The 17,161-nt window shown below is 68.4% G+C and carries 21 protein-coding genes; 14 read left to right on the top strand and 7 right to left on the bottom strand.

Annotated elements, in window-relative coordinates; translation table 11 throughout:
• Positions 1 to 18: 18 nt before the first annotated feature.
• Positions 19 to 1,527, bottom strand: a complete 1,509-nt coding sequence (gene mhpA / locus AC3A6R_RS15670) for a bifunctional 3-(3-hydroxy-phenyl)propionate/3-hydroxycinnamic acid hydroxylase MhpA (RefSeq protein ID WP_487864822.1) — start codon at positions 1,525 to 1,527, stop codon at positions 19 to 21.
• A complete protein-coding gene (locus tag AC3A6R_RS15665) occupies positions 1,520 to 2,080 on the bottom strand; it encodes a VOC family protein (protein ID WP_487864821.1) in 561 nt (186 codons plus the stop codon). The genes mhpA and AC3A6R_RS15665 overlap by 8 nt, the downstream gene beginning before the upstream one ends.
• Positions 2,081 to 2,228: 148 nt before the next feature.
• On the opposite strand from AC3A6R_RS15665, the gene AC3A6R_RS15660 reads away from it, so the two are divergent.
• A complete protein-coding gene (locus AC3A6R_RS15660; protein WP_487864820.1) occupies positions 2,229 to 3,227 on the top strand; it encodes a Bug family tripartite tricarboxylate transporter substrate binding protein in 999 nt (332 codons plus the stop codon).
• Between the two features lie 55 nt (positions 3,228 to 3,282).
• The gene (locus AC3A6R_RS15655; RefSeq protein ID WP_487860351.1) at positions 3,283 to 4,185 is read left to right on the top strand and encodes an amidohydrolase family protein; all 903 of its coding nucleotides are present in this window, start codon (positions 3,283 to 3,285) and stop codon (positions 4,183 to 4,185) included.
• Between the two features lie 16 nt (positions 4,186 to 4,201).
• Here the strand turns inward: AC3A6R_RS15655 and AC3A6R_RS15650 are convergent, their stop codons facing one another.
• From AC3A6R_RS15650 to AC3A6R_RS15640, 3 genes are read right to left on the bottom strand one after another with little or no spacing between them, the layout of a single operon-like run.
• Positions 4,202 to 4,588 carry a RidA family protein gene (locus tag AC3A6R_RS15650; RefSeq protein ID WP_487860352.1) on the bottom strand — a complete coding sequence of 129 codons (387 nt, stop codon included), beginning with the start codon at positions 4,586 to 4,588 and terminating at the stop codon, positions 4,202 to 4,204.
• 35 nt (positions 4,589 to 4,623) lie between these two features.
• Positions 4,624 to 5,964, bottom strand: a complete 1,341-nt coding sequence (locus AC3A6R_RS15645; RefSeq protein ID WP_487860353.1) for a heavy metal sensor histidine kinase — start codon at positions 5,962 to 5,964, stop codon at positions 4,624 to 4,626.
• Positions 5,961 to 6,644: a heavy metal response regulator transcription factor gene (locus AC3A6R_RS15640; protein ID WP_487864819.1), complete on the bottom strand. Its 684-nt coding sequence runs from the start codon at positions 6,642 to 6,644 to the stop codon at positions 5,961 to 5,963. Before AC3A6R_RS15640 ends, AC3A6R_RS15645 begins: the two co-directional genes overlap by 4 nt.
• Before the next feature lie 191 nt (positions 6,645 to 6,835).
• On the opposite strand from AC3A6R_RS15640, the gene AC3A6R_RS15635 reads away from it, so the two are divergent.
• From AC3A6R_RS15635 to AC3A6R_RS15605, 7 genes are all read left to right on the top strand, one after another.
• A complete protein-coding gene (locus AC3A6R_RS15635) occupies positions 6,836 to 7,180 on the top strand; it encodes a hypothetical protein (protein ID WP_487860355.1) in 345 nt (114 codons plus the stop codon).
• A gap of 57 nt (positions 7,181 to 7,237) precedes the next feature.
• The gene (locus AC3A6R_RS15630) at positions 7,238 to 7,606 is read left to right on the top strand and encodes a hypothetical protein (RefSeq protein ID WP_487860356.1); all 369 of its coding nucleotides are present in this window, start codon (positions 7,238 to 7,240) and stop codon (positions 7,604 to 7,606) included.
• A 137-nt stretch (positions 7,607 to 7,743) separates the two neighbouring features.
• On the top strand, positions 7,744 to 8,070 hold the full coding sequence (locus tag AC3A6R_RS15625; RefSeq protein ID WP_487860357.1) for a hypothetical protein: 327 nt from the start codon (positions 7,744 to 7,746) through the stop codon (positions 8,068 to 8,070).
• Positions 8,067 to 9,500, top strand: a complete 1,434-nt coding sequence (locus tag AC3A6R_RS15620; RefSeq protein ID WP_487864818.1) for a TolC family protein — start codon at positions 8,067 to 8,069, stop codon at positions 9,498 to 9,500. Before AC3A6R_RS15625 ends, AC3A6R_RS15620 begins: the two co-directional genes overlap by 4 nt.
• Positions 9,501 to 9,521: 21 nt before the next feature.
• A complete protein-coding gene (locus AC3A6R_RS15615; RefSeq protein WP_487860359.1) occupies positions 9,522 to 10,937 on the top strand; it encodes a multicopper oxidase family protein in 1,416 nt (471 codons plus the stop codon).
• A gap of 43 nt (positions 10,938 to 10,980) precedes the next feature.
• Positions 10,981 to 11,487: a cupredoxin domain-containing protein gene (locus tag AC3A6R_RS15610; protein WP_487864817.1), complete on the top strand. Its 507-nt coding sequence runs from the start codon at positions 10,981 to 10,983 to the stop codon at positions 11,485 to 11,487.
• A gap of 29 nt (positions 11,488 to 11,516) precedes the next feature.
• The gene (locus AC3A6R_RS15605; protein WP_487864962.1) at positions 11,517 to 11,825 is read left to right on the top strand and encodes a copper-binding protein; all 309 of its coding nucleotides are present in this window, start codon (positions 11,517 to 11,519) and stop codon (positions 11,823 to 11,825) included.
• A 19-nt stretch (positions 11,826 to 11,844) separates the two neighbouring features.
• Here the strand turns inward: AC3A6R_RS15605 and AC3A6R_RS15600 are convergent, their stop codons facing one another.
• On the bottom strand, positions 11,845 to 12,627 hold the full coding sequence (locus AC3A6R_RS15600; RefSeq protein WP_487860361.1) for an SDR family oxidoreductase: 783 nt from the start codon (positions 12,625 to 12,627) through the stop codon (positions 11,845 to 11,847).
• A gap of 194 nt (positions 12,628 to 12,821) precedes the next feature.
• Here AC3A6R_RS15600 and AC3A6R_RS15595 point away from each other — a divergent pair, with 194 nt between their 5' ends.
• Positions 12,822 to 13,742 carry a LysR family transcriptional regulator gene (locus tag AC3A6R_RS15595; RefSeq protein WP_487860362.1) on the top strand — a complete coding sequence of 307 codons (921 nt, stop codon included), beginning with the start codon at positions 12,822 to 12,824 and terminating at the stop codon, positions 13,740 to 13,742.
• Here AC3A6R_RS15595 and AC3A6R_RS15590 read toward each other — a convergent pair.
• Entirely contained in the window at positions 13,690 to 14,109 is a 420-nt protein-coding gene (locus tag AC3A6R_RS15590) for a RidA family protein (protein WP_487860363.1), read from the bottom strand. The genes AC3A6R_RS15595 and AC3A6R_RS15590 overlap by 53 nt on opposite strands.
• A gap of 139 nt (positions 14,110 to 14,248) precedes the next feature.
• On the opposite strand from AC3A6R_RS15590, the gene AC3A6R_RS15585 reads away from it, so the two are divergent.
• The 4 genes from AC3A6R_RS15585 to AC3A6R_RS15570 all read left to right on the top strand — a co-directional run bounded on the left by AC3A6R_RS15585 (position 14,249) and on the right by AC3A6R_RS15570 (position 17,074).
• Positions 14,249 to 15,193: a LysR family transcriptional regulator gene (locus AC3A6R_RS15585; protein ID WP_487864816.1), complete on the top strand. Its 945-nt coding sequence runs from the start codon at positions 14,249 to 14,251 to the stop codon at positions 15,191 to 15,193.
• Positions 15,194 to 15,412: 219 nt separating this feature from the next.
• Positions 15,413 to 15,736 (top strand): proteophosphoglycan ppg4, encoded by a 324-nt coding sequence (locus AC3A6R_RS15580; protein ID WP_487860365.1) that lies wholly within the window; start codon positions 15,413 to 15,415, stop codon positions 15,734 to 15,736.
• 25 nt (positions 15,737 to 15,761) lie between these two features.
• Complete coding sequence (locus AC3A6R_RS15575) at positions 15,762 to 16,472, top strand: L,D-transpeptidase (RefSeq protein WP_487860366.1); 711 nt, start codon at positions 15,762 to 15,764, stop codon at positions 16,470 to 16,472.
• A gap of 197 nt (positions 16,473 to 16,669) precedes the next feature.
• The gene (locus AC3A6R_RS15570) at positions 16,670 to 17,074 is read left to right on the top strand and encodes a hypothetical protein (RefSeq protein ID WP_487860367.1); all 405 of its coding nucleotides are present in this window, start codon (positions 16,670 to 16,672) and stop codon (positions 17,072 to 17,074) included.
• Positions 17,075 to 17,161: the final 87 nt, after the last annotated feature.

Here is a 17,161-nt window from a genome sequence, read left to right as displayed (position 1 = left end):
GCCAATTCCTCCAGGGTTTCATGGCGCGACGGGGAGGTATTGCGAAATGCGATCCAGATCGGCCCCCGTGCGCGCGACACCGACGATATATCGGTCGGGCCGCAGTATCACCGCATGGGCCGCATGGGCGTCGAGCCAATCGCCGATCGGCGCCTCGGGCCGATCGATCACGAGCGCACCGCTGCGCCGCCAGCGCTCGGCGGTCGCGGGTGCCGCGGTGGCGAGCGCGTCGGCGCGGCCGATGACGGCGCTGCGGCGTCCGAGCAGCTCGTCGAGCAGCCGGCCGTCGCCCAGGCGCGGCTGCGGAAACGGGCGGCCGGCGGGCGTGCCGGGCGCCGGCTCGAAGGCGCCGGCACCGAGCATCTGCGGCGGCAGCTCGAAGACCTCGGGCCGGCCGGCGCGAAACCGCGCATCGCGCTCGGCCGCGCGCACGGGATCGGTGGTCTGGATGATGTCGCCGAGCCGCACCGCCATCTCGATCAGCGCGCGCACATGCGGCGCGCGCTCCGACTCGTAGGTGTCGAGCAGCGAGGCCGGGGCCCGCTGCGCGAGCACGGCCTCGAGCTTCCAGCCCAGGTTGGCCGCATCGCGGAGGCCGGCGCACATGCCTTGGCCGAGGAAGGGCGGCGTCTGGTGGCAGGCGTCGCCCGCGAGCAGCAGCCGGCCCTGGCGCCAGCCCTGGGCGATGACCGAATGGAAGGTGTAGATGGCCGCGCGTTCCAGCCGCGCCTGCTCGGGCTGCAGCCAGGGCGCGACCAGCCGCCAGAGCGATGCGGGCTGCACCAGCGCCTCGCGGTCGTCGCCGGGCAGCACCATGATCTCCCAGCGGCGCCGGTTGCCGACCACGTTGCAATAGGTCATGGGGCGTGCCGGATCGCAGTACTGCACCGTGTGGCCGGGCAGGTCGACCGACTCGCGCAGCACCACGTCGAACACCAGCCACGGCTGGCGCAGCCCGAGGTCGACCATGGCGCTCTGCATGTGGCGGCGCACCGGCGAGCGCGCGCCGTCGCAGCCGACCGCATAGCGCGCCCGCACGCGCGACGTGCGCGCGCCCTCGTGCAGCAGGTCGCGCACCTCGAGCGTGACGCCGTCCGCGTCCTGCGAGATGCCGGCGAGCTCATGCCCGAGCCGCACCTCGACGTTGGCGAAGCGCTTGAGTCCTGTCCGCAGCACGGCCTCGAGCTCGGGCTGGTGGAAGTAGTAGTTGTTGGCGCCGCCGTGCGGCCCGAGCGCGGCGGTGCCGCCGCGGATCAGCATGGTCTCGCCCGCGGCATTGACGAAATGCATGCCCTGCTCGCCGGGCCGTGCGATGGCCAACGCCTCTTCGCGCAGCCCGGCGGCCTGCAGGATGCGCAGCACCTCGCCGTCGAAATGGATCGCGCGCGGCAGCGCGAAAACCTCGCGTTCCTTCTCGAGCACCAGCACCGAAAGCCCCGCGGCACCGAGCAGGTTCGCAAGCACCGCCCCGGTGGGGCCGAGCCCGACGATTGCCACGTCGTGGCAGCGCTGCGCGGGCTCAACCACGCTGCTGGTCCTGCGCCATGCGGCGCGCCACCTCGGCCTGCCATTGCGCGCGCGGCATGAAGTTTGGAAAGCGCTTGGCGATGGCTTCGGCGCGCACCAGGATCTCCGCGTCGGGGAGCGCCAGGTCGATCGGCTCGCGCAGCGGCTGCTCGCAGTACCAGGGTGTGTCCATGAAGAGCTCGAGCCGGTTGCCCTCGGGGTCGCGGCCGTAGACCGACACCGCGTTGCCATGCGTGACCGGATGCATGTCGGTGCCGCCTTCGGCGATGAGCCGCTCGTGGAACCAGCGCAGCGCCGCGAGGTCGGGCACGCGAAACGAGATCTGGTTGACCACGTTGAAGCCGGCATCGGCGGGCCGGCCCGTGGCCAGCACCAGCTGGTGGTGCTCGCCGGGATCGCGGCTCAGGAACACCAGCTGCACCGCGCCCAGATCGCCCGCATCGGTCTGCGTGAAGCGCAGCGCCTGCTTGTAGAAGCGCGCCATCCGCGGCAGGTCGGTGACGTAGAGGCCGATGTGGCTGAACTGCAGGCCGGGGGTGCTGGTCGATGTCATTCGAATGTCTCCATGCGATAAGTAGTACGGCAATTCGCACTGCCGCATGGGCAAATAATAGCGTGGTTATCGTATTTTGACAATTTGAATGTTTTATTACATCATCCGGTCCGTGCGCCCCGCACGCATTCCCATACGGAGACAAACCATGCAGCTTTCGATCAGGACCACAATGCCGGCCATGCGCTGGCTGGCAGGCGTCGCGCTTGCGGCGCTCGGCGCGGCCGCGGCCGCGCAGGCCGACTACCCAGCCAAGCCGGTGCGCATCATTGCCCCCTTCCCGGCAGGCAGCGGGCCCGACGCCAACGCGCGCGAGATCGCGGCCGAACTCACGAAGCTCCTCGGCCAGAGCTTCTTCGTCGAGAACCGCCCCGGTGCCTCGAACATCATCGGCACCGAGGCCGCGGCCAAGGCGCCGGCCGACGGCTACTCGCTCTACATCGGCACCACCAGTTCGCTCTCGGTGGTGCCGCATCTCTATGCGAAGCTGCCATTCAATGCCGAGAAGGACTTCGCCCCCGTGAGCCTGCTCGGCGTGCTGAACACCGGGCTGATCGCCGCGCGGGGCGTCGAGGCTCGGGACGCGCGCGCGCTGATCGCCGCACTCAAGGCACGGCCCGATTCGGTGGCGGTCGCGACCGCGGGCATCGGCAGCTATTCGCACCTGTCGGCCGTGTGGTTCAACCGCGCCGCAGGCGTCAAGACGAATCTCGTGCCCTACAACAGCAACAGCCCCTACACCGACCTCCTGGCCGGGCAGGTGCAGCTGATGTTCGACGGCCTGCCCGCGGCCGCCGGCAACATCCACGCCGGCAAGCTCAAATTGCTGGCCATCACGGGCAAGGAACGGTCGGCGAGCTTTCCCAATGTGCCGACCTTCGCCGAGGCCGGCCTGCCCGACTACGCGCCGATCGCGTGGCAGGGCATCCTGGCGCCCGCAGGCACGCCGAAGCCGGTGCTCGACAAGCTTAGCGCCGCGATGCAGAAGGCCTGCCAGTCGCCCGAGCTCGCCCGCAAGTGGCGCGACTACGGCGGCGAACTGCGCTGCAACACGCCGGCCGAGTTCGCGGCCTTCATCACGGCCGACCGCGCGATGTGGGGCAAGGTGATCCGCGAAGCGGGGGTGAAGCTCGACGGGGAGCGCTGAAAAGCCGCGCGTTGCGGCATCATGCGTGCGTCGTTTTCATCTGATCTCGCCGCCCATGCGCCTTGCTGTCGCACTGTTGTCCGCCGCCTGCCTTTCGCTTGCACTGCCCGCATGCGCCCAGCCGCTCTCCGGTGCGGACCCGGAGTTAGTCCCGTTCGCCGATGCGCACGTGCACCTGAACGACCCGGACATGCAGCTGCAGCTGATGGCGCGCTGGGGCGCCACGAATGCGGTGGTGTTCTGGGGCGGCCGGAGCAGCAACGACACGGTGCTGGAAGCGGCGCGCCGCCATCCGGGCCGGCTGATCCCGTTCGCGTCGATCTCGCCCGAGCGCACGGCCTACCGGCCCGCCTGGGAGAGCGACGACCCGTCGCTGCTCGCGCAACTCGATGCCTTGCTCTCGTCGGGCGAGTTCAAGGGCATCGGCGAGATCTCGGCCGCGCACTTTCCGTCGGCCGGCTTCGCCGAGACCGACTTCAGCCCCACCGGCGCGATGATGACCGGCATCATGGCGCTCGCGCGCAAGCACAAGGTGCCGGTGATGGTGCACGTCGAGTCGACCCGCATGGCCGAACTGGGCGAGATGCTCGAGCGCTTTCGCGATGTCGACGTAATCTGGGCCCATGGCGGCTACACGCCGCTGTTCCTGGCGCGGCGCATGCTCGAGCGCCATCCCAACCTCCACTACGAGCTCAGCGCACGCACCTGGCCGCGGCATCCGCGCTCGCCCGATTACACGATCCTCCGGGATCACGAGAACGTGTGGCCCGAGTGGCTGCGGCTGATCGAGGACATGCCGCACCGCTTCATGGTCGGCACCGATGCGAGCCATCGCTCGGCCCCGCTGGAGGCGATGAAGTTCGCCAGTGTGCAGAACCTGCTGCGCCAGCTCGCGCCGGCCGCGCGTGAAGCGGTGGCGCGCGGCAACCTGCTTCGGCTGGTGGGCATGGCGCCCTGATCGTTCAGGCTGCGGGTCAGCCCGAGCCCTTCAATGCCGTGACCTCGATCTCGATCTTCATGCGCGGGTCCGCGAGCCCGGCCGAGATCATCATCGCGGCCGGGCGAACGCTGCCGAAGTACTTGCGCAGCACGGGCCAGCAGACCTCGAAGTCGGTGCCGTCGGGCAGCACGTAGGTCACGCGCACCACGTCGTCTATGGTCGCGCCGGCCTGCGCCAGCGCCGACACGATGTTCTTCAGGCACTGCTCGGCCTGCGCGACGACGCCCTCGGCGATGGTCATCGTCGCGTAGTCGAAGCCGGTGGTGCCCGAGACGAAGACCCAGTCGCCCGCCACCACGGCGCGCGAATAGCCGATCTGTTCCTCGAAGGTGGAGCCTGAGCTGATGCGTTGTCGCGCCATGGTTCTGTCGCCAGTCTGTGGGAAGGCTGGCGATGCTAAACCACGCGCGGCAGTTGCCGTGCCGCGTCTGCCGTCAGCGAAAAGCCGATCTCCGTCACGCCCGAGCACGACGATGCGCAGGTCTGTCCACCATGCATGCGCGCGATCGCCGCCACGATCGCGAGGCCCAACCCGTGGTGCTCGGACGATGCGGTGCGGGAGCGCTCGCCCCGATAGAACCGCTTGAAGAGCTGCGGCAGCAGTTCGGCCGGAATCGGCTCGCCGCGATTCGCAACCTTGATCCAGACACCGTCAGCATCCTCGTCGATCGTCACTGCGATGCTGGACCCCGGTATCGCGTAGCGGCTTGCGTTGCTCAACAGGTTCGACAGCGCCCGCCGCACCAAGCCTGCGTCGATGCCGACCTGTGCGTCGCCCCGGAGCTCGACCCACAGGCCCGAGGCCTCGAGCATCGCCTCGTGAAAGTCGAGCACCGTGCGCACCTGCTGCGCCAGGCTGACCGGCACCGAGCGCCGTGCGACGGCGCCGCGGTCCGCATGCGACAGGAAGAGCATATCGGCCACGATGGTGGACATGCGCCGCGCCTCTTCGAGCACGGACAGGAGCACCTCGTGCAGCTCCTCCGCCGAGCGCGGCCGCGCCAGTTCGACCTCGACCATGCCGGTCAGGTTCGCGAGCGGGGTGCGCAGTTCGTGCGCGACATCGGCATTGAAGGCTTCGAGCTGCTGGTAGGCCTGTTCGGCGCGATCGAGCACCGCGTTGAACTGGACCACCCAGGGCCTGATCTCCGAGGTGTAGGGCGCGGGGTCGATGCGACGCCCTGGAAATGCAGGGCCTGTGGCCGCGGTCTGTTGAACCAGCGTCTGCAGCGGCTTGAGGCCGCGGCGCACCAGCAGCGAGCCGGTCCAGGCGACCAGCAAGGCACCGAACACCACCGCGCCGACGAGTGTCCAGGCGAGGCGCGTCAGCAACCGCCGGTCTTCCTGAACGTCGATGGCGAGCTGCAGTTGCATGGTGCCGGCCTCGGAAGGGTGCCGTTGTCCCGTGCCGGGCATCCATTGCCAGAGCGCCGACGTGCGGCGCGGTTGAGAGGCGTAGATGACCGTGTCGCCTTGTCGAAGCACGAGGCTGATTTCGGAGTGGGTGGCGAAGAAGTCGTCGAGCTTGTGGCGCAAGCTGTCGCCGCCGGGGTTGTCGCGGGATTCCTGGATCAGGTGCCACACCAGCTCGGACTGGCGTTCGAACTCGCTCTCCTGCTTGACCTGGAAGCTCCAGGATGTCACCACGTAGATCGCGATGCACACCACGCTCAATCCCGCCAGTGTCTGGGCCGCGAACCAGCGCGACAGCGAGCGCTCGATCGAACGCGTGCTCACCGATCGGGACCCTGGCGGCTTTCGAGCACGTAGCCCATGCCGCGCACGGTGTGCAGGAGCTTTTCCCTGAACGGATCGTCGAGCTTGCTGCGCAAGCGGCGAATGGCCACTTCGACGATGTTGGTGTCGCTGTCGAAATTCATGTCCCACACCAGTTCCGCGAGCTGCGTGCGCGAGAGTACGTTGCCTTGCCGGCGCATCAATTGCGTCAGCAGCGCGAACTCCTTGGCCGTGAGGTCCAGGCGCTGGCCGCTGCGGTTGGCCTTGCGCGCCGCAATGTCGAGGGTCAGGTCCTTGAGGACGTAGGCGGAGACTTCCCGAAGCTGGCCACGCCGCAGCAGCGCCTGGATGCGGGCCAGCAGTTCCGAGAACGCGAACGGCTTGGCCAGGTAGTCGTCGGCACCGCTTTGCAGCCCGCGGACCCTGTCGGCCACCTCGTCGCGCGCCGTGAGCATCAGCACGGGCATGGCCTTGGACTTGCGCACGCCCTCCAGCACGGCAAAGCCGTCGATGCCCGGCAGCATCACATCGAGCACCAGCAGGTCGTACTCGCCATCGAGCGCAAGTTGACGTCCTTCGATGCCGGTGCGTGAGAGATCGACCACGAAGCCGCTTTCGGAGAGCCCTTTCTGCAGGTAGTCGCCGAGCTTCGGTTCGTCTTCGATGACCAGGATTCGCATGGCGGGGATGGTAGCCGCAGGCAGGGCAGGCGCAGATTACTTCTTTGTAATGCAAATGACGGGTGATCGACGGATGCGATTTCTAGAGTTGAGCCGTGCAAGTCGAAAGGCTCGCATCGCCGGTTTGTAAAAGGGCAGCCGGCGATCGCAGGAATGCGTCTCTTACTGACATCGACCGAAGGAAACTCCTCATGACGAACCGCCATACCCTCTCTCTCGCATTGGCCCTTGGCTTCGGCAGCATGGCCGCGGTGCCGCTCACGGCGTTCGCCGACGGGCCATCGCATTTCGCACCGACCGAAGCGGGCATCGTCTATCACCCAGCCGCCGCGGGCAAGCCGAAGACGAGCGCAGAGGCTGCTGCCGATCTGGCCGCCGCGCAAAAAAGCCCCCAATGGGCGGGCATGCTGCGCTGGGGCGTGCGTGCGACGCCAAAGGTTGGGCCCGCCAAGTCGCGGCAGGAAGTTGTAGCCGAGCTGGAGGCCGCGCGATCGCAACCCAACTGGGACACCTATTCGCGGCTCGGCCCGCGCTGAGACCCGCGAGCGGCCTCCGGCGCAAGCTTGTCTCTCAGGCCTCTTAGAATAGGCAGCATGCAAAGGGTCCGCCTCTTCGTTTTCTGGCTCGTCGCGCTCGCAGTGCCTTTCCAGGCCTATGCGGCGGCGGCCATGGCATTCTGCGAATCCGAGCATGGCAGCGTGGCGAGCGCGGCACCCGCTGCCTCGCACGACGCCCATGCGATGCACGCGTCCGCGGCAGACGATGCCGGGACAGGGTCCATCCATGCATCCGACGATGCCGCGCACAAGTGCGGAAACTGCGGCGCCTGCCAGGCGACCGCGCTCACCTGCACGCTGGAACTCGTCGTGTTCCAGGGTCTTCCCCGCGCCGACCTGACCGAGCCGCCCTCCGCGCTGGCCACGGTCGCGCCGCGCCTTCTCGACCGACCTCCTCGCGCCTGAAGCGTTGCTGATTCGCGCGCGCTCGCGGTCCGTTCGGACCACGGGCGAGCGCCTGCATCGCCTGCGTCATCCGCGCACGGCCGCTTTCGCGGGCCGCGCCGACGCATTCCGTTCCTGAACGCGCGAGGACCGACTCCATGTTCCATTCTTTGCCGGCCGCCTGGCTGGCCGTCTTTTCCGCCATGGCGGCGGCGTCCGCTGCCGTGGCACAGCCCGCTCCCGCAACCGCCATCCCGCGCTACCAGAGCGCATTCGAGGGCTACCAAGCCTTCGCCGACGAGAAGCCCATTCCCTGGAAGGAAGCCAACGACACGGTCCACCGCCGTGGCGGATGGCGCGCCTATGCCAGGGAAGCAGCCGAGCCGTCGTCCGAAGCGGGCGGCGCGGGCCAAACCGCGCCCCCCGATCCGCATGCGGATCACCATCGCCACGACCCCGCGCCGTCGAAGGAGAAGCAGCCATGAGTCGCATGCTGTTGTTGCCGCTGCGTCCCGTGGCGGCCGCGCTCGCGGTGCTCGCGCTGGCCGGCTGCGCCTCGGTCGGCATCGACGAGGCCCTGCAGGACACCAACACGCAGGCCGGCCAATTCACGCACGGCCAGCTCGAACTGGCGCGCACCCCCGCGCAGCGTGAGCGCCGTGCAGCGCTGGCCGAAGACCTGCTGTCCCGCCCGCTGTCGCAGAACGACGCCGTGCGGCTGGCGCTGGCCAACAGCCCCGCCGTGCAGGCGCTCGTCGCCGAGGGCTGGGCCGACATGGCCGCGGCCGACCAGGGCGGCCGGATCGCGAACCCGGTGTTCAGCTTCGAGCGCATGCGCATGGACAGCGAGCTCGAACTCGGGCGGCTGCTGTCCATCGGGCTCGTCGACCTGATCCTGCTGCCGCAGCGGCTGTCGATGGCACGCAGCCAGTCGGCCGCGGCCAGGGTGCAGCTCACCGGTGCGGTGGTCGACCAGGTCACGCAGGTGCGCCAGGCCTGGGTGCGCGCCGTGGCCGCACAGCAGCTGCTGCACTACGCGCGCCAGGTGAACAGCGCCGCAGAGGCCAGTGCGGAGCTCGCACGGCGCATGCAGCGCATCGGCAACTTCAGCAAGCTGCAGCGTGCGCGCCAACAGGTGTTCTATGCCGACGCGGCCACGCAGCTGGCCTCGGCGCAGCATGCCGCCACTGCCGCGCGCGAGGAACTGGTGCGCGTGCTCGGCCTCGACGACGCACAGGCCGCCAGGCTGGCGCTGCCCGAACGGCTGCCCGATCTGCCGAAGGCGCCGCGCGAAGCGGGCGAGGTGGCCGCCACTGCCACCGCGCAGCGGCTCGACGTGCAGCTGGCGCGCGCGCAGCTCGACGTGGCGGGCCGGTCGCAGGGCCTCAACCTGCTGTCGAGCTTCATCGACGTGGAGGTGGGCGGGCGGCGCGACACCGTGTTCGACAATGCCGACGGCCACCGCAGCACGCGGCGCGGCTTCGAGCTCGACATCCGGTTGCCGCTGTTCGACTGGGGCTCGGCGCAGCGCGATGCGCTCGATGCGCGCTCGCTGGCCGCGGCCCATCGCTACGACGCCGCCGTGCGCGGCGCTTCGTCGCAGCTGCGAGAGGGCTACTCGGCCTACCGCACCGCCTACGACATCGCGCGGCACTACCGCGACGAGATCGTGCCGCTGCGCCAGGCCATGGCCGACGAGAACGTGCTTCGCTACAACGGCATGCTGATCGGCGTGTTCGAGCTGCTCGCCGAGGCGCGTGACCAGATCGCGAGCGTGACCGGCGCCATCAACGCGCAGCAGCAGTTCTGGCTGGCCGATGCGGCGCTCGCCGCATCGCTGATCGGCAAACCCGGCGCCACGACGGCCATGGCCGCATCGGCGGGCACTGCCGCGCCTGCCGGCCCCGCCCACTGAACCATTCGAACGACCAATCCAATGACCAACAGACGCAATTTCCTCGCGGGTGCCATCGCCGCCGCGGGCGTGAGCAAGGTCGCCATGGCCGCCTTGCCTGAGCCCGTGCTGCAGACCCGCCCCGACACCATGCCGCCGCTCGTGCCGGCGACCGGCCGGCCCTACAACCCCGTGGTCACGCTCAACGGCTGGACGCTGCCATGGCGCATGAACAACGGCGTGAAGGAGTTCCATCTCGTCGCCGAGCCCGTGGTGCGCGAGATGGCGCCCGGCTTCAAGGCCAACCTCTGGGGCTACAACGGCCAGTCGCCCGGCCCGACCATCGAAGTCGTCGAAGGTGACCGCGTGCGCATCTTCGTGACCAACCGGTTGCCCGAGCACACCAGCGTGCATTGGCACGGCCAGCGCCTGCCCAACGGCATGGACGGCGTCTCGGGCCTGACCCAGCCGCCGATCCGGCCGGGCAAGACCTTCGTCTACGAGTTCGTCGCGCGCCGCCCCGGCACCTTCATGTACCACCCGCATGCCGACGAGATGACGCAGATGGCGATGGGCATGATGGGTTTCTGGGTCACGCACCCGAAGGGCGAGCATCCATTGATCGAGAAGGTCGATCGCGACTTCGTGTTCCTGCTCAACGCGTACGACGTGGAGCCCGGCAGCGCCACGCCCAAGATCATGACGATGCTGGACTTCAACCTCTGGTCGTGGAACAGCCGGATCTTTCCCGGCATCGACTCGCTCAACGTGCGGCTCAACGACAAGGTGCGCATCCGCATGGGCAACCTCACCATGACCAACCACCCGATGCACCTGCACGGGCACGAGTTCCTGGTGACCGGCACCGACGGCGGCCCCACGCCGCGCAGCACGCGCTTTCACGAGGTGACCACCGACGTGGCGGTCGGCCAGATGCGGCAGATCGAGTTCGTGGCCGACGAGGAGGGCGACTGGGCCTTCCATTGCCACAAGAGCCATCACACGATGAACGCGATGGGCCACGAGGTGCCCACGATGATCGGCCTTGACCACAAGGACGTGGCACGGCAGATCACGCGGCTCGTGCCCGACTACATGGTCATGGGCGAGCGCGGCATGGCCGACATGGCCGAGATGGAGATGCCGCTGCCCGACAACACCGCACCCATGATGGCCGGCCAGGGCCCGTTCGGCTCGGTCGAGATGGGCGGCATGTTCAGCGTCGTCAAGGTGCGCAAGGACCAGAAGCCCGGCGACTACGCGAACCCCGGGTGGTTCAAGCATCCCCAGGGCACCGTGGCCTATGAACTCGACGGCGCAGGCGCCGAGGCGCCGCCACCACCACTGCAACGGCACGGCGGCCACGCCGGCGCCGCCGCGATGCCCGCGCGGAACATGCCCGCATCCGACATCGAGGTGCAGGTGCGCAAGCCACGTGGCGGGCATGCGGGGCATTGATCCTTGTTTTCCTGTTTTTGACTACCCACTCCCGAAGGACACCATGAAACACATCCTGCGCAACACCACCATCTTGTTCGCCACCCTGGCGGCGACAGGCGCCATGGCCGCCGGCACCCACGCCGGCGGCCATGGGCACGACGCCGGCAACGCCATCGGCCGGCCCGGCGTGGCGGCCCGGGCCACGCGAACCGTCCATGTCGACATGACCGACAACATGCGCTTCTCGCCAGCCGACATCCGCGTGAAGAAGGGCGAGACCGTGCGCTTCGTCGTCCGCAACGCCGGGCAGCTGAAGCATGAACTCGTGCTCGGCACCCAGAAGGACCTCGAGGCGCACTACGAGGCGATGAAGAAGAACCCCGAGATGGAACATGCCGAGCCGAACATGGTGACCCTGGCCGCCGGCAAGACCGGCGAGATCGTCTGGCGCTTCACCGAGGCCGGCAAGGTCGATTTCGGGTGCCTGCAGCCGGGGCACTACGACGCAGGCATGAAAGGGGCCGTGAATGTCGGCAAGGTGGCGGCAGCTGGTGCCGCAGCCAAGTGATCGATCAGATGAAGGAGCACAGAAGCATGATGAAGAATTTTTGGGGTGATTTCACCCGCAAGGCATTCGCCGCGTCGTTGTTGGTGATCGCCTCGGTGTCCGGTGCTGTTGCTGCCGAACTCGCCGACGGCGAGATCCGCAAAATCGACAAGGAGAACAGCAAACTCACGATCAAGCATGGCCCGCTCAAGAGCCTCGACATGCCGCCCATGACGATGGTGTTCGGCGTGAAGGACGCGGCGCTGCTCGAGAAGCTCCAGGTGGGCGACAAGGTGCGGTTCGATGCGGAAAAGGTGGAAGGGAAGATGGTTGTGACGCGGATCGAAGGCGCGCGCTGAGCCGTGTGCGGCTTCGCGCCTACACCGTCGGCACCGTCCCCCCGTCGATCAGGTGCTCCGAACCCGAGATCGAAGCCGCCCGCGGAGACACCAGGAAGGCAATCAGGTCCGCGACTTCCTGCGGCTTCGCAGGCCGCCCGAGCGGAATGCCGCCGAGCGATTGCATGATGATCTGCTTGCCGCCTTCGTAGTCGGTGCCGGCCTGCGTGGCCAGCCGCTGAGCCAGCGCGACGGACGCTTCGGTCTCGACCCACCCGGGCGACACGCGCAGCACGCGCACGCCTTTCGGGGTCACCTCTTTCGACAAGGCCTTGCTGTAGGTGGACAACGCCGCCTTCGCGGCCGCATAGGCGGTCGTTGATTCCGGCAGAGGCAGCAGGCGCTGGATCGAGCTGACGTGCACGATGACGCCGGCGCCTTGCGCCAGCATCGCAGGCAGCAATGCGCGGTCGAGCCGCACGGCTGGCATGAGGTTCTGGTTCAACGCGTCGAACCACTGCGCATCGTCCAGCGCAGCGAAGCCGCCGCCAGGCGCGCTGGAACCGCCGACCACATTGACGAGGATGTCGACGCCGCCCCAGCGCTCGCGCACTGCGCGTACAACCTCCGCCGCGCCTTCCGCTGTCGACAGGTCCGCGGCGAGATAGGTCACGCCCTCGGCCGGTTGCACGGGCGCAGCGCGGGCGGTGGCCATCACCTCCACACCGGCCGCGCGCAACACCTCGACGACAGCGGCGCCGACGCCTTTGGTGCCGCCCGTGACCAGCGCCCGCTGGCCTTTCAGCTGAAGGTCGAAGCTCATGCCGTGAGCTCCAGCGATGCGATCAGGGTTTCGGAATTCAGTCGATCGGCCTCGAAGTAGGCGGCGATCGGTTCGGGAAGGATCAGGGTGCTCATGGTGACGACTCCTTGGTGGTGAAGCCCTCAGGATGCGCGCTCGGGATAGATTAGTGAATCTCCTAGAATCTTCAGGAGCTATGTAGAGGACGATACAGAATGCGCGGATCCGATTTCGCCGAGCTCAAGGCCTTTGCCGCGGTGGTGGAACGCGCGAGCTTTGCGCGTGCCGCCGAGCACCTGGGTCTCTCGCCTTCGGCGCTGAGCCAGACCATTCGCCAGCTCGAAGCGCGGCTGGGCACGCGGCTGCTGAACCGCACCACCCGCAGCGTGGCGCCCACTGCCACCGGCGCGCGGTTGCATGCGCGCATCGCGCCGCTGTTCCGCGACATGGCCGAGGCGGTGGACGAAGCCAGCGCAGCGGCTGGGCAGACGCGCGGCACGCTGCGCATCAACACGCTCGCCATGGCCGCGTCGCAGGTCATCGCGCCGCGGCTCGCCCGGTTCCATCGCGCGCACCCCGAAGTGGCGCTCGACATCGTGGTCGACGACGGGCTGAGCGACATCGTTGCCGGCCGGTTCGATGCCGGCATCCGCGTGGGCGCGCGGCTGGAAAAAGACATGATCGCCGTGCGCCTCACGCCGGACGTGAAGATGGTCGCCGTGGCTTCGCCCGACTATCTGCAGCGTCGCGGCACACCGCGCGCGCCGGCCGACCTGCAACGCCACGCCTGCATCAACTGGCGGCTGCAGGTCGACGGCAGCGCCTACCGCTGGGAGTTCGGGAAGAAAGGCAAGCGCATCGAGGTGGCGGTGGACGGCCCCCTGGTCACCAACCATTCGGACCTCGGCGTGGCCGCAGCGCTGCAGGGCCTGGGCATCGTGTACGCGTTCGACCGCGGGCGCGTCGATGAACATCTCGCCGAGGGGCGGCTGGTGCAGGTGCTCGCGGACTGGTCGATAGTGCGGCCGGGCCTGTTTCTGTATCACCCCAGCCGGCGCCACTTTCCGGCCGCATTGCGCGCGTTCATCGATTGCATGCTGGACAAGGACCTGCCGGGAGGCGCGCAATCACCTTGATCTCGAAGTCGAACCCATAGAGCCAGGTCACGCCCACGCCCGTGAGCGTCGGGTGCGGCGCTTCGCCCCAATGGTCGGCAGCGGCCTTCCAGATGGTCTCGAACTTCGAGGCGGGATCGACGATGAAGATCGTCACATCGACCACGTCGGCGAAGCTGGCGCCGGCGGCCGTGAGGATCGCATTGAGATTGTCGAACGCCAGGCGAACCTGCGCGGCGAGATCGGGCTCGGGCGAGCCGTCGGGGCGGCTGCCTACCTGGCCGGAGACGAACAGAAAGCCATTGGAGCGGATCGCGGGCGAGTAGCGGTTGCGCTCGTAGAGCGCCTGGCGGCCGGCGGGAAAGACAACGTCGCGTGTGGATGACATGGAACAGCCTTCGTGAAAAGGTTGGGAGTAGGTTGAAAGTGCGATGGGGTCGACCTTACGCAGGTGGCGCCGCGAGATAAACAGGCAGGTCGCACAATGATTGTTTGCTTGCAGCAAACAATCGTTCGGAGGCATGAACATGGACAGATTCGACACACTGCGGGCCTTTGCCCGCGTGGTGGAGGCCGGCAGCTTCACCAAGGCGGCGCAGACGCTTCACATGAGCAAGACCACGGTGACGCAGCAGGTGCAGCAGCTCGAGGCGCGACTGCGCGTGAAGCTGCTGAACCGCACGACGCGGCAGGTCAAGGTCACGGCCGATGGCGCCGCCTACTACGAGCGTGTGGTGCGGCTGCTCGCCGACCTCGACGATGCCGACACCAGCCTGTCGGGCGCCTCGGCGTCGCCGAGCGGGCGCCTGCGCGTGGACGTGCCGAGCCCGTTCGCGCGGATGGTGCTGGCGCCCGCACTGCCGGACTTCCATGCGCGCCATCCCGAGATCGAGCTTCAGCTCGGCGCGAGCGACCGCATGGTGGATGTAATCGGCGATAACGTCGACTGCGTGGTGCGCGGCGGCGAACTGAGCGATTCGTCGCTGGTGGCGCGACGCATCGGCGCGCTCGCACTCGGCGTCTATGCGGCGCCGGCCTACCTGAGGCTCGCAGGCCGGCCCGCGCATCCGAGCGAGCTCGAAGGCACGCACCACCGCATCGTCGGCTACCTGAGCACGCGCAGCGGCAAGGTTGCGTCCCTCGCGCTTCGGCGCGGCGACGAGCACGTCGAAGTGAGGGGCCGGCATGCTGTCGCGGTGGACGACGGCAACGCCTACCTGGCGGTCGGTGTCGCAGGCATGGGCATTCTCTGGCTGCCGCACTACATGGCCGCGCCCCATGCGGCTGTCGGCGAACTGCTGCCGCTGTTCGAGGACTGGCGGATCGAGCCGATGCCGATGTATGTCGTGTACCCGCCGAACCGGCACGTCGGCGCGAAGCTGCGCGCATTCATCGATTGGGTGGGCGAGCTGATGGCCCGGCAGCCTGCTGCCATGCGGTCTGGTGGTGCACTGCTGGCCAGCCTGGCATGACCCTGACCCTGCAAGACAGACCTGCGCATCGGGTGGGACCAGGCCTTCGCCGACCGGGATGGTGACGGCGCAAGCGCGCTCCAAGCTCCTACAGGACACAGCGCTGCGAACTGACCTGGGGATTTTCGTGGTCGCCTAAGTTGGCCTCAGTCGGGCAAACGGTCCGGCGGAATCTTCCCTCAACCATCCGGCCCGTCCGGACTCTCCAGGAGACTCGTCATGAATCGCTCTACCCATCTGATCGCAGCCCTCGCACTCGGCGCCGCAGCAGGCGTCGCCTTCGCTCAAGGCACCCCGCCGACCACTGCTTCGCCCAACCCCGCCACCGGGGCGGGGCAGCAAAGCCAGACCGGCACGCCCATGGGCACCACCGGCGTGCTGACACAGAACAACAACAGCGGTAGCGCCGGCGGCACGTCGTCGGGCACCACCATGTCGCAGGGCAGCGGCACGACCGGCGGCACCGGCACGATGAACAGCGGCGGCGGCACCAACATGGCCCAGGCCGATCCGATGCGCCCGGCCCGTGCGGACCGCAACTAAGGCCGCTATTTCAGCTTTGCCGCAGATGAACACCATCGCGATGCCGATCGCCAGCCGGCGCCGAATGGCAGTGCGCCACCTGGCACCGCTGCTGCTGGCCTTCGCAGCTGCGGCGGCTGTTGCGGGCGGGCGGGTCCCGCCTGTGCCGGCTGCACCGCTCACACCCGATGCCGAACGCATGGCGAAGGCAGCGGTCGCGGCACGCGACAACGGCGGCAAGGCCTTCGCCATCGTCGACAAGAAGGCCGCGAGCGTGTTCGTCTTCGACCCTGCGGGCAGGCTGATCGGCGCCTCGCCGGTGCTGCTCGGCCTCGCGCGCGGTGATGAATCGGTGCCCGGCATCGGCGAAAGGCCGATGGCGCAGGTCCGCCCCCATGAACGCACCACCCCCGCCGGCCGCTTCGCGTCGGAACCGGGGCGCAACACGCACGGCGAAGACATCGTGTGGGTCGACTACGACGCCGCCGTGTCGATGCACCGCGTGCGCACCACCAATGCGGCCGACCGGCGGCTCGAACGCCTGGCATCGCGCACCGTCGCCGACAACCGCATTTCGTACGGGTGCATCAACGTGCCCGCAGCGTTCTACGATGCCTACGTGAAGCCTGCGCTCGGCACGCGGCGTGGCGTGGTCTATGTGCTGCCGGATTCGTCGCCGGTGGCAAGCCGCTTCGATTTTCTGAAGCCGGTCGGGCAGGCACGCGCGCCTGCGGCCGCGCAGCAGCCCGCGCTGTAGCGGCCGCCAGGCTGCCTTCAACACAATGCGGGGCCTGATCATCGTGCTGTCGGCAGCACGAGGTCAGCCCTGCGCCCGCGCTTGCGCGTTTGGCCTACGCGAATGTCCGCTGGCCGCCGTAGGCTCGTCCGGCAGCGGTAGGCGACGCTTGAGGCGACTGCAACATCACCGTCCAACAGAGACAGAAAGGTTTCCCCATGAGCGTCGACACGAAAGCCAAGTCCCTCGAGGGCCCGACCGCCGAAGAGCTCACGCCGCTGGAAATCTCCCAGGCCATGCTCGGAGGCGAGGAGGACCCCAACACCGCGCGGCCCCTGACCCCGCTCGAAAGCGCCGCCACCGGCTCCCAGCAACCGGGCCGGGACGGCGAGCGATCGCGCCTTTCGCGCGCCTTGCACAGCCCCGCCGTGTGGGGCGGCGCGGCGGTCGCGGGCATCGGGCTCGCGGTCGCGCTGCTGTATGCGCGGCGCACGCCGGCGGGCGGGCGGGCGATGGCGAGGCTCAAGGAACTGAAGGGGCAGCTGCCCTCGAAGTCGGCACTGCGCCGGCACAGGAAATCGCTCGAGAAGGCACTGGAGAAGCCGCTGTCTTTCCGAGCCTGAGCCCTTCGCCCTAGCAGGCTGTTGAATTTCTCCCCTGTGTAAACGGGGCCTACAGGGTCATCGTTGTTGATACCGTGTTCATGCTCA

It is taken from the genome of Variovorax sp. Soil_C_19 (genome assembly GCF_057657255.1).
This window is presented reverse-complemented; position numbering and strand designations above follow the sequence as displayed.